We start from the raw sequence: 18029 nt of genomic DNA on the forward strand, positions 1-18029 counted from the left end.
ACGCAAATCCCCAAATAATTCGCTAATAGATTTGAAGATGACTTGAAGCACTTGATTTCAAGGTGACTGTTTACCGATATTATGTTCTTTGTTTAGGCCAAGAGATTCTGTACAGTCATAAATCTGGCTGATCATGACAACATCAGCGAGTGCAGGATCATGTCGATTGGCTAGTTTGACTAGGCCTATCAATTCTTTAATTGCAGATTGGGAGTTTTTCAGATGACCAGCCTTATGTTTAAGGGTGAAATTTTCTGAGAGCCATGATTCCCAGTTCACCTCTGAATTTGATGTGTGAGAGATTTGGCTTTGAAGTTTTTCTATTGATCGTAAGAATGCTCCTGGTCTTTTACAGGCTTCAATGCTTTGACTGAGTAATGACTCTCCTGCGGCATTAAATCCCGGCAAAATTGTAAGTCCATCTTCAATTATGTCTGAAGATGGATTATAGGCCTCAAGCTCTAGAGAAGATTCGCTTCGAACAATTAATAAATACTTTCTATTACGTGTTGGCATTACCCATCTGCCTTTAAAGTCTTGACTTCTCGCTAATAGCCTTAACCTTAAGTCTTTATCCATTCTTTTCGCTGTAAATGTTGCTACTCGCTCTCCGGCAATGGGTGTCATTAGCATTCCAAAGACCATGGCCATCGATGTGCTTGGAGATTCTATAAGTTGAGATAACAATGGCTTTGCTTTGTTTAAAAGGCCACCAACTTGTGAATTAAGCCAGTTCGTCAGGGAATCTGTTGTAGACAACCCACGAACTAGGTTTTCTTGAGGTTGAATAGATAGACTTGAGCCAGATGAATCGTTAGCACTGCTACTTGACGTTGATAAACCTGCCAAGTTATTTCGATAGTAGTTCGACACCGTTCCTGTTGAAATGTTGTTAGAATCAATCAGCCTATTTCCAGATAGAGAACTAATATTGTTGTATTTTCCATTGTTTCTTCGTTGGTTGTCAATATTGCCATTGTCTATGTATTGGCTTGATTTCTTTTGATTAATTCCTGATGGCTTATTGTCAGAGCCCTCATCTCCGAAATCCCCTGCTGCTGGACTATCTGCAGGGGATGGCTCCTCTGTAGTTGGATTTGGAATTGATTCTGGATCTGCTGAATCGTCATTATTACTAGGAATATTAATAACAACTCCCGTGTCATCTTCAGCGCCGCCACCGCCACCGCTACCACCGCTACCACCGCCACCACCACCACCACCGCCACCACCACCAGCCTTCTTAGCACTTGTTTTAGTTGGAATTAGTGGATCTCCGATTACACCATTTATATCTCTTCCTTGCTTATCTTTTGCAGTATCGAAAAAACCATTGTCTACAAGCAACATACTAATTAAATCAACCTTGCCATTATTGTCTAAATCTATTAGATAAGCTGAGCCGTCAATCTTGCCAATATCATTTGCATTAAAACCACTTTCGATGGCTGCCTTATACACTTTTTCACTATTCTCCGATGTGATCTTAACGTCCTTTAATCTATCTTTTGCTAATTGAGAAACGCCTGTGTCATCATAGTAATGAACACCGTATTCAAGCTTTTTAAGCCAAGTTTTTAGCGAACCATGCTTCCTCTTATTATAGCTCATGGGTTTTGTATGAAAAATATAGGGAGTTCCATTAGATGTTGTTTTAATCAAAGTATCTAAGTCAACCCCTCCTTTTCCAAATTCGACTTCAACAATGGCACCTTTTTTACCTTGAGTATCAATTGAGAAATCCAGTTCTCCTACAGGTGCGGATGAGATTTCTTTATTGCCAAGCTCTTCGAGCTGGGCGGCAGTGGTAAGAGTAGATTGCTTAGCTTGCGTTCGCTCTGATTTGGTAATAAGGGCTGCTGAATCACTTTTTGCTCCACGTGAGTCCAACATTACGACATGATCGTCAAAACTAGCTTCGTCTAAAATCTTTAATGAACCATTGGCAAGGTTATCAAGAAACTCCTTGCGTTCAGTTTTTTCACTCGCAACATCAATAATTTCCAAGGGAACTAGAGGGGTCATTATCGTGTTATTGAATTGATCTTTAGCACTAACCTCAATCAAAAAGAACTCTTCGTCAATTTTTAAATCACCAACTATTTTTATTTTTTTCATGATTCCTTCTTGGTCCACACTTAGCCAAGAAGGAAGTGCTATCTTCTTGTCATTTGTATCATAAGCCGTGACCTTAATATCAGTATACTCATTGTTGTCACCATAATCAAAATCTAACAGCTCGCTAAGATCCCATTGCGTTTCTTCATCTTTATAAGCAATGCCAAGTTCATGCCATCCAAGGTCCATATTGTAAGTAATCCCACCACCAATATCCTGCCAACCTTCATCATTTTCATACTCATCCATAAAGCCAAAGTCAAACATTTCAAATATCTGGAAAACTTCTTGTTCTAATTCAGTGAGATTTTGAATAGCTGTTCCAGATTCTAGCTTTTCAAATATGTTGTCAATTTCAGTTGTGCTGCCCCGTGAAAGATAATCCAGACCACCTATTAATGAGTCATCATAATTTGCACCACTTACGAATAACCTAAGCATACCGCTTGTAATACCTGAAGAGTCTCCGAGTTGGCCAGCACTATCCTTTGCTCTGACAAAAATTCTATGCTCACCATCAGGCAACAAATTAATACTATTCACAAACTCTGATAATTGAAGTGAGCCTGTTTCTTGATTTAATCTTATTAACTCACGGCCATCATCCAATATGAGCTCATCTGGGATATCGACCTCCCATGTTGTCTTATCATTAGCATCCTTTTCTGAGAATATTTTTTTTAAGTCAAAAAGCCCTCTATCACCAGATCCTGATATTTTTAAACTGGTACTCTCAGCTTCTCCTCTTACAAATAATTCGTTATCCAGCTCATCAATATATTGATAAGAAGGCAACTTTTCACTCATGACAGTTGATCCTGAGACCAATTTCAGCGAATCAGACCAATGTATCCCTAACTCTACAAATTTTAGGCCTTTTTTATCTATTAATCTGCCATCATTTGTTTCTACGAGAATTCTAACTTTTGTTCCTTGTGTTAAGCTCTTAATGTCTTCATAGTTAATTGAGTTGCCTAATGTACCATCACCGTTAAGCACATAAATTTTTGCTTCTACTGTCAGCTTCTCGCTTGAATCGCTATTTGCCGAACCAGAGGCTGCATTCAAAGAGGTTATTAGTGTATTGGAATGATTCATTTCAGTATTGTTTCTATCAATTAATCCATAGTATTCGTCAAAACTTCCTCCATCTATATTTAGATAACATTCTAACTCTGGATTCGCTAAGATCATATCAAAACTTACAATAGCCTCTGGCTTTAACTCACCAATAGCTTCGTCTACTTCTTCAATGACTAATTGTTTAGTAGATAATTTCTCTGTCATATAAGCACTATATGGAAGCAGCTCTAGCGAGTCAGACCAAGAAATATCTAGACTTGTAGATTTGAGGCCTTTCAGACTTATATCACGACTATCAGTCGCCTCAATAGCAACAACAAGATAGCTATTAGGTTGTAGCTTACTTAGGTCACTGGCTGCTAATGGTTTCAATGTACCATCAAAGCCATACTCGTAGAATGATGGTTTAATTAGAAGTTTCCCTGTAGAGTCAGGTTCGCCTGTTTGTGATAAACTATTAAAAGAATAAATAATACTATTCGTATTGTTTATTTCATTAGCATATCGATCTAATGTTTTCCCTTCAGGGTTTTGCTCATCTAGCTTTAATGTAACTTCAACTGGTTTACTTGGATCTTTTAAAAGCACTTCAAATCTAAGTATTTCTTCTCCAGCCTGATCTCCAACTGGCTGATTCATTATCATTGAACTAAATGTATCTAATACTTGTGTATCTGGCTGTATAAATACAGGAGCTGTGTTCTGTATAGGTATCCATATTGTTGAGACATCTGTTTCTATCGGTTCAAAGCTTCCGTCAGTATCTCCTTTGACCCTAGTCTTCGTCCAGACATCTATACCTATACCTGTAACTTCATCGAATCCATCCTGTATTTCAATCATGACCTCATCTGGTATCATCTGAACCTCCGTAGGATCAATTGAAAGAATCAAGCCGTTGAGGTTCCCGAAATCATGCTTTTTCAGATTATCCTTCTTTATATCACTTAATTTCTTTAGATCAAGCGCAAATGTTTTCCGACCTTGCTCATCTGTAAGTACGCGGTAAAAATTATCTGAAACCATATCATCATTTTTCAAGACCAAACTTACTTCTACAGGATCTAAAGAGATACCGTTTTGATCTTTTGAATTGATTTGTATTTTATATGTTTTGAGATCAATAGGCTTTTGATTCTCTATCTTTATCAATTCTCCATCTTGAGTCAATTGAAGCCATTCTGGTAATTCTGTTAAAGAACCATTTACTTCCAATGTTTTTGCTGTTATATCAGTGTATAAAGTTTCGTCTTTATGGTGAAATTGAAGCAATTCAATGAGATCCCATTCTCGGCTTTCATCCATATATACAACACCTAGTTCCCCTGGAAGATCCTCTAAATTATCAATATTAAGTTCTAAATCTGTATCTGGATTCTGTATACGAATATTCAAAAGAACCTCATCACCTACACTGTCAATAAGTGTGGGGGCATTGAGTCCTAGAACTAATCCAAGATCTACTCCTAACCCCTTTGCAGCAAAACCACCTAACTCATTAGCTGCAAGCTTCGTACCATCCGCTCCCATCGTTAGGAAAGTAGGCGCAGCCGTTGGTTTGAATTTCAAATCAAACCAATCTGTTTTAACATCATCGATAATAGCCAACTTTAGATCTACATCATCATACCTATCTCCATTTTCATTTTCAGATTTTACTCTGACTTTAATCAGGTTTAAATCCATATCATTACTAGCAACTAGGGGTTGCTTTGTTAATACACCATTTGAGTCTACTTTTAACCATCCTGGTAGTGAGACTTCGGAGTCATCTTCATCTAGCCCAATGGCTGTAATGTTATAATAATCCTCATCATCACTAATATGAAAATCTAAATATTCACTTAGATTCCAGCTTCTAGCTTCTTCCAAATAAATAACACCAAGTTCGCCAGGATTATTTCTTAATTCATCTATTTCAGAATCTATATCATGGTTTAGAGCTAGCCTTACTTCTTTCTTTTCAATTCCACTAAGGCCAACTGGAGGATTAAAGATTAACCTCATCTCACCAAAATCATTATCTTCAATCTCTATATATTGATTAAGGCCAACTACACGGTAACCCTTTGGATCTGAACTATCTTTTTCATGAAGTTCAAGTTCGAGTTCATCTCCATGCATCATGTCAATATCATAGAATAAGCTGTAATAATCAGTCACTAAGGCTCCACCCTCTTGCAAGGGTTCTTTGAATAACTCAACGATGTGTTCTAAAAAGAAATTGATATTCTCTTCCAGTAGAACTGGTGCATCGTCTACATCTTCAATTTCGATTTCAAGAAATGTACTGGCGTGTGCATTTGAACTATCATTTGCCACGATTTCCAGCAAATATCTACCTACGTCAGCATTACCAGCCGCTAAAATTTCTAAATCAGCACCAGATTGACTAGAAAAAGAATGTAGGATTGTCTCTTTATATAGGTCTTCAGTTGCATATAGATCGAGTATACCTGTCCCAATAGATTTTCCATCGATTTCTCCATGAGGAGACCTAATATTAATCTCAATGGGAGAGGATGGATCATTTACAATAACATCAAATTGAACTATTAGCTCCTTAGCCTGATCTCCAACAGCTTCTCCAACCCCCTGGAATTCATAGTTTCCAGCTAGCATTTCGAAACTATTGTTCTCTTTAATATAATCAGCTTCACTAAATTCATGAAATAAAGGTAATGCAGAGCTTATCAACTCACTTTCGGCTACCATCTCTATTGAGTCTGACCAAGATATTTTTAAGTTTGCTGATTGAATTCCTTTATGCTCAAGATCTCTATTGTCAGTCGCCACAATCTCCACTCTCAGCTTCTCACCTTCATCTAAGGCTGAGAAGTCATCTACCCCTAGTTCTTCTCCTTTTGAACTGCCATTCACTCTATAAAACCGTGGCTCGATTAATAATTTATTTTCAGCATTTGGTGATTCAGATGCCTTGGTAAGTATATTCAGCCAACCTACTTGACCCGGGTTCAACCTTTCTTTGTAGTCACCATCAATCTCCCTAAACATAGTCTCAATGTGATAAGTTAATTTTTCCGATTCACTTTCAGATAACCTTACATTTTCCGCAAGATCAGGATCATCAAATAGATTCCCTAGATTCAACTTCGCAATGTCATCCTGCTTTATAAAAGCAACCCCGTCATCTATTTCACCTAAGGCTTCAATATCTGGATCTTCCTTTACAAATGGACTGTCATTTACGTTTACAACTTTTACATTTAATCTAAATGTGGCAGTTTCTCCATACTGATCAATTGCTTGCCATTCAAGTTGATTTTCACCAACCTCAGGATCGTCTGGTGCAATGATTGCATTTAGAATACCACCACTATTCGTAGATGAATTGTATTCCAACCACCAAGGGAAAGCCCCAGGTATCACGATATCCATCTGATCTCCTTCATCTTCATCCTTGAAGAGGCCATCAAGGTTTAGTTGCCATAAATGATCACCTTCTTCTATTTCAACAGTTTCAACCCAAATGCCAGTGGTATCAACTTTAGCGTTCTCTCGATCAACCTCAGGAGGGTCATTGATGTTTCTAACATCCAATTCAAGCTTTTGGATGAAAGAGGCACCCTTTAAATCAGTTGCCCGTAAAAGTATTTTTTGAATATTATATGTAGTATGTTTTGCTTGAGGTTTTATATTGAACTCGCTATTATTGATACTTGCAAGGTCTTCTATCGAGTCCCCCCATGTTAGTCCTTCATTACCACTAATGCTATAAGCTATAATGTCATTATTAACTATATCTTCATCGTCAAATACTTTATCAAGGTTGATGTCAATCCTCTCTCGTAGATTCAATGTCTTTCTGTATATCTTCCTTCCTGCCTCTACCCTTTCCTCCCATTCTTCAAACAATAACTTAGAAAAAGTTGGCGCACTATTAGTATCTGAGACTACCAGCCTCGTTAAACTTTTTGGAGCGATTACAGATCCACCTAGAGGATCTGTTGCTAATATTTTTAGATTTAGAATACCAACATCGTTATTACCAGGAGTTCCAGTTAGATTACCATCGCCATCAAGATTTAACCAATCAGGAAGTTCTTTTTCTGCACCATCTTCATCTATCGCGACTACTTGAATAGTAATATCATTGATATTATGGTCTATATCGTTAAATCTCTCTTTAAGATTCCAATTTCCTTGCTCTCCTTCTTTAACAGTCTCAAGTTGATCTGTCGCAATATGTACAGGTGAATCATTTTGTGGCTGTAAAACTATCTGAAAATTCTTCGCTTCAGATTCCTTTTCCTTGTTGTTATTTGTACCCCTGCTATAGGCAACTGCAGTAATAGTATATTTTCCTGATTGGTTATCAGGGCCTACCCAATAAATGTTCTTCCAGTCTTCGTATCGCATTGTTTTTTCAGCCACCCAATTATTATTTAGATCCTTATTTTTATAATCGTAGTTCTTTAGTGGATCATACACACCTTCAACTTCTAGTAACTTAGAACCTTCTGGTAAGTTGGATAATTTCATATACAATTCTTGTCCAGCTCCATTTCCTCTCAATTTTGGCGCTAATACTCCCCCTTTTTCTGCTAGTAAAGGGATAGGTTCATCCTCATTTCCTTGCATGTCACTTTGTACTTCCAAAAGTGGAACCCTAACCTTTGCATTATTTTTTATCTCTAAGTATTTAGCGCTACCTTTATTGGTGCTAGCGCCTTCTTGAGCAATAGGTATAATTGCAATAAGCTTATCATGCTCTATTTCACCCAAGTAAAGGCTAAGACTTTCTAGATTACCTTCCTCAATCAGGTAACTTCCATCTCCAAGCTTTTGTGATTGAACATTAAACTTACTTAGACTAGGCAAATCATCCGTAAAGACAGGTTGTGCTATGTCTTTTTGACTGCTATCTACAGACCCTATAATTATACTTAGTCTTTCAGATTTGTCCTTGTCAGAGCTATCAACTCTTAGTGTCAAATCACCTAGATTTAGCCAACCGTTATTTCCTATATCTAGTGGTAGGTTGTCATAGTTATCTATTGAAAGTATTGGCTCATCAGCTACTCCTGTAATGCTTATGTAAATTAATTGTTCCTCTGTAATTGCAATCTCACCCTCTAATGGAGGTGTGCTTAACACCTCAATACCAAATGAATAATCTCCTGAGATGTCTTCATTGGCCAGTATTTTGTATCCCTGAATTTGATCCAGAGTGATTACCTGCTTATCTAGACTTATATTCTGATTGTTAGCATCCATTATCTTTAATTCTGGTGCTATGTTTTTAATCTTATATTGGAGTGTGTCATCAAAATGTGCCGCTTCTACTTCTACAAGATCAGCTAGCAAGAGACCTTGCTCGCTATCTTCTAGCATGGACTTCTTATCAAGAATACTGACTTTGGCAGGTCTTGCATTCCTTGCAAATTGCAAGTTCAATTTGTTTAGATCGCTACGTGCGGTGTCGCCATTGCTCAACTCACGGCTGATGCTTGTAATTGATATTTCATAGTTATCAATAGCTCCAAGTGAATAATCTTCCAGAATCATTTCTTTTGCATCAATTGCATCAATCAAAAGCAATCGCCTACCATTTTCAATACTTGTCTTTATAGGAAGCCAATTGTTATCTGACTCATGTTTTATCCTAAGCCCTTCGGGTATTTCTAATTCAATCCTTAACGTTTCAGATCCATCTTGATCTACTAAGGCGCTCTGAATAGTTTCCTCATTTATTATACTTGTTAGCTTAATGTTGCCACCTTCTTTTAATGCTAATGATTGACTTTCGTAACTAATTTCTTTCGGCTTATCAGCTAATGCCCTTATTGTAACTAAAGCCGTTTGCATGTTTTTAGCCAACGAACCATTTGATTTTTCTTTTGATACAGCAGTCCATTTAAAGCTAATGTTTCCTGATCTGTTTTTTGGTGGAATAAGTTCCATTCCATCGAGCTCTTCTAATTCAAACTTTAATAATTGTCCTGATATATCAATATTCTCGTAACTCCCACCTTCAACTTCCTTTCTTATTTCAATGCCTTCATCTAGCTCGCTCAACTCCATAGATAGGCTTTCAGACCCATCAATATCGACCAATTCGCATCGTTGCAATAATGCTTTAAGTAGAATAGGTTCATCTTCATTTACGGCTATACTTTTCAATTGGTGTATTGGGGTGTCAGCTACAGCTGTAACATCGAATGCATGACTTGTAAGTGCAGAACTTAATAAAGTACCGTCTGACTGTAGTTGGCTTATTAGAACTTTGATGTTAACTTCTCCACTCCACATATTACTTGGGATTAGTTTTATTTCTCCTCCATTTGAGGTTAAATCCGACCAAGTTAATAACCAGTCACCTCTTGAGTCAAGTACACCTAATGAGGGCACTACTTCATCTGGGAGTCCACTAACCCTTATTAACGTTAATGCATCTCTACCATCTTCTTGCCATTGATCACTTCCTTCGCTAATGAGTTTAATGGTACCAAGCTCTCTATTTTCCTTGGCATGGTTACCATTAACTTCTAAATCAAGGTCAGCTTTTCCAGAGGGGGCAATCTTTAGCCCCACATCATACAATAAATAATACTCTTCTTCTGCACCTTTTTTTCTAGCCTCTAGCTTTCTAAGAATTTTATTACCAGCAGACCAATCTGGCTGATTCAGCAAAGTAGATAATGAGTCAAGCTCAATACTTTCTACAAATTCATTTAAATTTCTTATCTCATTACTTTGGCTCTTTGCATCACCATCATCGAACCAAACCTTTAACTGATTCCAAGAATCATCATTTAAATCCAGAATTCTATCTTTGTTATTGTCAAAACTAGCCAGTGCGGAACTACCAGAATAGAAACTTCTATTTCTTCCTTGAGAACCTGTATATTCTGACAATAACTCTTTAATAGAATCAATATTTATATCACCACTCTGACTGTCATTTTCACTGCTGTTATATATTAAAAAACCTGCAGTTAAATCATTCCCATCATTAACATTAGCCTGTAGCCATGCAGTTGGCACAGCAGGGGCATTTGGTAACATTTTAAATTCCTGATTATTATCAATGTCCTCTAAATTAGTCAATGGCAGCACATCATTCTTTAAGCTCATTACAATTGGATCTACAAAATCTTCTCTTAGACTTAATCTTGGCGCGTCACCTGTGTAATTATCTAAATCGATATTTTTGATTACAGCTGTTGACCTTGAGTCTCCACCAGGCTGATCACTGATTCTCGCAGATAAGATAAGATTTAGTTTTTTATTCTTAAGTTCATCGACATCATCTTCATTTTTAACTAAATAAAGATTTCCATTATTTATATTCTCAAATTCATTAACTAACTCTTCATTATTCTCCTCACCAATAGGATCTATTGTAAATAATGTCATCGTTCCAAAAGCATCTGTAGCTCCTACCGCATTAAACTTTCCATTTAACTTTTCCGCCAATGTATAGCCAAGTGGAATATTACGGATAGCCAGAGTCAGTGATTCTGCATTATTTCTATGACCGCTTTTACTTGCGCCACGCCGTACTGGAATCTTTAGCCTTCCCGTTTCCTCTTCAAACTCTATTAGTTCTTCTATTTCTACACTAGATAGCTCTGGAGTTCGAGCAACCTGAGCTACTTTCCATTCAAAGGCTATATCCTCACCTTGATTAGCCAACCCACAGGATAGGTCGTCATTTAATGTTGTTTCTCCTGGGACTAGTTCTCTAGCAGAAGAAACTACCTTGACATTACCTTTGAATGTTCCTCTAAAGCTTTCTGAACTTTTTACTTTTATCAACATCTCTTCCGAAAGTTCCTTTTCATTTGAACTAATGTCAATAATAAACCTTTCTAATTCTTTTCCATCTCGCTCTATTGTTTCAACAGCTGTAACTAGATTTGACTCATATTCAATTTCTGTACCAATTGGCATATCAATTTTGAACCTTAAACTTTTCGTTCCTGGCGGACTATCTGTCGAAATCTTTAAGAGGCTTTCTTCTCCCGACCTCTGCACCGTTATTGGAGTCAGTAGAAGATATTCTGGTTTTTTTGTTATTAATGGTGAAGCATTTAAAATGATTTTTTTAACACTAGAAAATGCTTGAAGGCCATTACCAGGTTCAGTGCTAATAGCAGTTAAGTTTAATTCTATACTATTTTCATTTCCTGTTTGATCTCGTACTATACTATCACTCCATTCCTGACTATTTAGTATCACCAAACTCCCTTCTCTTCTGCCAAGTAAATTTCCAACTCTATCAGTAAAGAGTATATCTTCTCTTCCTTTTGGCAGCTCAATCTGATAGCTTATTAGCTCTCTTAAGTCATCTGAACTTGCTTGCACTATTTCGCCTACTTGCGTTAGCAATAGAGAATCACTCTTGTCTATATTTGTATTTTCATCTAGCCAAAGTGGTTGACTAGGTATTGCTTCAAGGCTATATGATGTGTTTTTTGTGACCAAATCAGATATTAACCCTGTATTACCAAGCTTGGTATTTGAAGAAAACTTAAATGAGAAATCACCGATTGCATGACTGTTAGCTGTTTTTATCTGTAGCTTGTTAATGATCTCTCCTACCTCAATCGATGAACCCACAAATCTCCAGGATCCATTGGCTTCAGCATCTACAACACTTACACTTTCACCATCTGATATTGATATTAACTCTATTCCCTCAGGGTTTTTATCTGTTCGTTCAATCATAAATTCAACTTTTTCCCCTTCTACAGACGGAAGCTCTAGACTTATAAGTTTATTGATAGGCACCCTTGAACCTTCTTCATAAGAGATCTTATGATCTAATACACTTAGAGACGGTACCCTTACCTCTCTTTGTAGTTCAAACTCTATTGAAATACTTACTGATTCTCCTGATGTATCTGTTGCTATTAAATTTCCACGCCATTTAATCAATCCTCCATTAGCGTTCAAACCGAGCCCTGAGCTTGATCCTGAGAATTTAAGCCTATCCGAATCGAATTTAAATATAGCCTCATCCCCTGATAGTCCAGCATTGAATATTTCATTTGCTCCCTCAAACTTGTATGTTAAGCTCTCAGCAGGATCAATATTAAGATCTGGGTCCAAAAATAATGAAGGAGGAAGCTCTAAATTGATTTCACTTTCTTCTTTTAGTTTTACCTTCAGACCAATAATCTCTTTTTCTCCTTGACTGGAATCAATTATCACCTCTTTAAAGCTAATTCCATTGTCTTTTATCAAACCAAGTAATTCACCCTCATCTTTAATTGCTATTTCAGGCGGCCTATTTCTATGTCTTACATATATTGGTACTAACGCAGAGGCATTTAAGCCTCCAACATCACTCACTCGTACCATGAGTATATGTTGACCAAGATTATCTTCTGTTGGATTCACATGCAAGACTCCGCTATTCGAATCCCAGTTAAGCCATTTGAAGTCTTCATTTATTGGCCCATTGTTTACACTCTCTAAGTTGATAATTCCACGATCTTCAGCATCTAGTTCTATTTGAATACTCAATCTTTCTTTATTGTCAATATTTAGATCTATATCTGTAAACCAATCCCTAACATTAATCTGTCTATCTAAACCAATAAAAAATGCATCCATATCATTTTCACTAGGAGGGGCCTCTCCAGACACTGTTGGTTTTTGCTTTGTAAGAAACTGATCAAGTACTGCTGTCCTTTCAGGAGAATCATTCACATTTTCTACTTCGATTGTGATTTCTTGCTCCTTATATAATCCTCCAATATCCGTTGCCCTTATTAAAAATCTGTTTATCCCTACATCGTCATTACTTGCTTGCCCTTGTATTCGCCCGTTTTCACTGTCTATTGTCAACCAAGCAGGTATACCCGCCTGATTCGGAGCTGAAACAAGTTCATACCTAAGCTTCTCATTCGCATCTATAGCTAAATCTATGTCCAGGAAAGCATCCTTAGGTAGACGATATACAAAGCTCTGTTCTTGTTTTAGGTTAGGAGGTTTGATTTCCACACCAACCTCAGGATTATCATTGATGTTGTTTATATTTAAATATAGATCTTTCGAAACCTTTCCATTCCTTTGATCATCTGCCTGGATCCTTATCAGCTCATTCCCAACATGTTGATTTAATGGAACCCCACTTAAGATTCCTGTTGTCGAGTCAAGACTAAGCCAATCTGGAGCTGTAATTAACTTATAATTTAGTTCTGAATCATCTTGATCCTTAAATAACTTTTTAATATCTCGAGTAAAGATTATATCTTGACTGGCTTCAGGGCTCAATATTTCGGCTGATAGTTCTTGATCAGATACTAGTTCAGGCGGATCATTAACCTCCTTAATTGTTATCGCTATGTTTTCTCTAGTAGAGTTTAAATCCTCTCCCATCCTCACAGAAAATGCATACTCTCCTATATCTTGTTGATCAGGATGTGTTTTTATAGTCCACGCTTTAGGGCTTTCTTCCCCAATGATAAGTATTTCATCAGCCGATATACTCTTGCCGATTGCCGGCAGTAAAACAGGTGTTATCTGCACATCTTTCTTTTCTGTTACATCATTAATTAGGAATGGTAACCTTGCAAATAGAGTTTGTGGTTCGTCACTCTTTATTTTCCCTAATGCAACACCCATATTTCCCTTTGGAAGAGCTGCAGCTATTATTCCGTTTAACGCTTGACGTTCTTCCTGATTATCATCTTCAGCATAGTTAACGACTGACCCTGCTTTTTGGAACAAAGGTAGATGATCCCTATTAAAGATATTATTTGTCTTTAGCTCTTCCTCAACAATCTCTATTGAGGATGTTCGCCAATTTAAATTTAGTTCGAGACCTATAACCCCTTCTCCGCTACTTCGCCCATCATGAACATAGATTTCCATCCAATATTTACCAACATCACTTTCATCTTCTACAAACTTGTAACTCAAGACGAATTTATCTTTACCAACAATCTCAGGTGTTGGATCCACTTGCACTAACTCTAACCAATCTGGTACTTCTGCTGAATTTATCCCCGGAAGCGAAAATGATTCTAATACCCAATCACCCTTTTCTTCGATGTCATAAATAGGAGGGTATTTGCCAACACTAATTAGACTTTCTTCATCCTCAAGTACTTCCTTAAGTTCAAAATCATAAGTCAGTGGTGTATTATCATCACCAACTACATAACTCCCATTAGCATTTATAGGCTGCCATATAATTGACCCATTATGCATATGTTCTTTCATGATTGAAGTTATTTCTTTTGATGACACAATTGAAGAGGTGCCCTCATCCTTTGAGGAACTTACACTCCATGTTCTCCAAATATTTTCTTGGCCGTTAATAATTTTTCTGGTTGCCCTCTTCTCTTCGCTTGCCTTAACTGACGTTCTATTTTCTATATTTTTTTCTACACTCTCGTTTTGGTCTTCTGAACCGATCGTGCTGCTTATTAATTGCCGACTATTCACATCACTACCATCTTCTAAGTTAATATCCTTGTTATTGCTTAAACCATCACTCTTTATGATGCCTCCATAGCTATATATCTCTGGTGAATCTGATTCTGTCTGGTTTTGAGTAATGCTTTCATTGCTATTAGTGTTGTTAGCAAGAAGCTGTTCAATTTCCCCTTCTTCCCTTAAGTGAATCCCATCTTTTGTCTCAGATGTTATTCCATTTTCTTTATAGACAAGTAAGGGATCATTTGAATACTCATCTCCTATCAACGGAGAAAGATTATCAGGAACTAGAGTAGTGTTAGCTTCTTGATTAACTATATACAACCCAGACAGTCTGTCATGCTCTGTTTTGTTCGCTGATGTATTTGATGATACTTTAGTAGATTTCTCATAATTAACTTCTTCCCCTATGTTTTCCCGGTGCCTCCCGATTTCACTTGTAATCTCTACATCTTTGGCTTGATCTGTCTCTGTCATGTAATTTTCATGCTTATACCTCTGATTCGGATCTATTCCATGTAAGAGCAACTCAGCGTTCCACGGCGTTCCACCTTCTTGGCCTTCCTTCCTCAATCCTGGAATAGTACCCGCAAGCGCCTCAAGATTCCCATCTACTCTTTCTTTCTCGATTTCCACTACTTCATTACTATTCCATTCATTTATATTTTTCTGATTGTCTTCTTTGTCTAGATTTAGAGATGAATTAGCAATTTCCGCATACGTATTCTCAACCTGACCATTGGATAGCCCATTGTCCGCTAAATATGTAATTGCATAATCAGATGACTCTCCGAATTGCTCAGATGACCATTCACCATAATTAGCGATCTGATCCTTCAAGGCCTGAATCGACCCTCCGCTTATATCTCCATACTACATCTTTTGTTTTTGATTGAAAACGCACTTTTCCCTGTCTGGTGATTTTCACTTACTCTCCAGACGTAATCAGCTTGTACTACCCTGCTTTAAGCTTTCAATACACTCTTTTTAGGCAATTCACTCTCATGAACTTTCCCTTTATTGTCATACTGCATCGACTAATTACGTAGTATCCATAGATGAGGAAGTTATCTTTAAACTAATAACTATTAGAGACTAATATAATTTTCAACTATCCATTGATTGTCGCAAATTGCATTATATTCATGTATTAACTTAATCTATGTTGAGGTATGCTCCCTGGACCCTACCCTATCCAGAAGAAGATCCTCCAATAATATCATTCTGCAATTCTACACCTCTTATATCATTCGTAGTTGTTTCCATCGGCGTCCCTGATCCACCTGTTAGTTGGCCATTGTTGTAGTAAATTGCATCGGGATCACTGTTTGTACCTGGAACAGTGGAAGCCCTAGTCCCCAACGGTGAATCATATCCGTCAACAGAGGCATTTGCTTCGAGGGCGTTTTGCTTTGTAAATGATGCGACATCCCAGGTATAACTGCCTTGTGAAACTAGCTCGGTCCATGTAATTTCCTTCTGTGAGTTACCTATTCCAGTGAATGTATCTTTGCCTGTATGTAGTGTTTTGCCCCAGTCTCTATCAAGTTCAATTAAATCTTCGATACTAATCTTTCCATCAAAGTTTGCATCTACATCTCTTGAATAGGTCCCTGAGTCCCCTGTGGTAGCTTTTTTAGTGGCAGGATCTATATATTGACGCCTAGCACCTGCATTTAGATATGCTAAGTCTTTCATGCCAACATTTCCATCATAATCTAAGTCCCCTTGGAAGGTAATGAGGTTTTTAGAACTATTACCTATGCCTGAATCAAATTCTTGAGATCCGCCATTGGTGCCGCTATAAACCTTGTACAAATCTTGACCAGCATTAAAGACCTTGCCCGCAGAATTGTCATTAATTTCTACGGTTACCCTTAGCAGTTTTTCTTCCTGCAGAGAATCATCGTAGATCCCATATGCATCGAATTCACCGCCTGCTAAAGATGCATATTCAGATGTACTCTCTAGGACATTGTCTCCCCCCACTTCTATTAAGCCAGACTTGTTTTTAATAACCCTACCTACCCACTCTCCACCATCTGCAAAAGTATCGCTGAGGTTATAATTGTCAATGTATATATTATCAGCAGCTCTATTCCCCGTGTTTTTCCAATAAACATCTGCAGAGACAGTATCACCGGCTCGGATTAAGTTAGTGGTGATGCTAGTCTCACCTGGATCTAAGTTCACACCAATCTTTCTTTCACTGCCAAATGCAAGGAATGATGTTTGACCTAGTTCGACCATTCCCTTGTACAGACTTACATCATTTCTTGTGATTTTGACATCTTTACCTAAATCTCTGAGCGTATCAATTTCAGTGATACTACTTGAAGAATCACTGCTCCCTGTATCACTGGTAAAGATTGTGGAATCTTGGTTAACGTAGATGTTAAAACCTAATGTCCCATCAAATTCGTTAGTAGTTGCATCTCCTGGAGCTGACACCAGTTTACCGTCACCAGTTGTTGTATATGGAGAAGAGCCATCTTCCAAGCTCGAGCTGAAGTTAAGTGCAATCGATGCGACGACCTCCTCGTCGTCATACTCAAGATCCTCCCCTGTCCTATCACCTGAATTTTTCTGGTCGAGATGTTGCAAGCTAGCGGCAGCAATTCTGATCTCACCTTTGTCGTTATCTATATGAACAGCATTTGCGATAGGGAACAATGACTTGTTAAACTTAATTGCGTTTTGTTCTATGCTGCCAAATAAGTCACTATTGAAGCTAATAGTTAGATCAATTGACTCAAGATCATAATCTACTACTAGATTTTTCGCCTTGATGTCTAAGATGAAATTTTTATCATCCTTGGATCCAAGTCCATCAACAGCAATACTTGTTATGTTGTCTGTATCACTAGTGTCTTTGATTATTTTTTTGCCATCCATATTATCTCCACTGCCAGTTTCTAATTTGGCATTTTTAAGTTCATATGTGATTTCTAGTGCATCATTTGCGTAGGGGGATGGAGATGCCCATTCCCATGTAGTGAATGCTCCACCTTCAGTTCCATTCCCATCTCCGTCATCTGCTACTAATCTTGTAATACGTGATAGGTCATCATTTGCAAAATAGAAAACACTGTTATTTGAATAGTTTCGACCGACTGCAGTCTCAGCATCTACGTAGGCACCAGCATTCCTTGCCCATTCATCGTATGAATCAAAGTCAATCTCCTCAAAGTTGTGCTGTTGGCCATCCACATGAGGGTAATCACTTTTAAACACCCTATTTGCGACTTTGGTATAAGTGCCACCTGGCTTGTTCCAGCCACTGGCCGTTGTAAAACCGCCCTGTCCATCAGTAGTCGATAAAAAAGTTAGCTTGATGTCCCTTGTGCCGTCATTGTCGATATCAAAGTATGGATTGCTATTCGCACTAGGAACCGTTGGCAGCACCATGTCTG

At 37.7% G+C, this 18029-nt stretch carries 2 protein-coding genes; both read right to left on the reverse strand.

Features of this window, described 5'->3' with window-relative positions:
- Positions 1 to 57: 57 nt before the first annotated feature.
- Positions 58 to 15456, reverse strand: coding sequence for a putative Ig domain-containing protein (locus SIB68_RS11635; protein WP_063400795.1), 15399 nt, complete (start codon positions 15454 to 15456; stop codon positions 58 to 60).
- A gap of 351 nt (positions 15457 to 15807) precedes the next feature.
- Positions 15808 to 18024 (reverse strand): hypothetical protein, encoded by a 2217-nt coding sequence (locus tag SIB68_RS11640; protein WP_063400794.1) that lies wholly within the window; start codon positions 18022 to 18024, stop codon positions 15808 to 15810.
- Between the last annotated feature and the right edge of the window lie 5 nt (positions 18025 to 18029).

This window comes from Prochlorococcus sp. MIT 1323 (genome assembly GCF_047304905.1).
GTDB lineage: Bacteria > Cyanobacteriota > Cyanobacteriia > PCC-6307 > Cyanobiaceae > Prochlorococcus > Prochlorococcus marinus_D.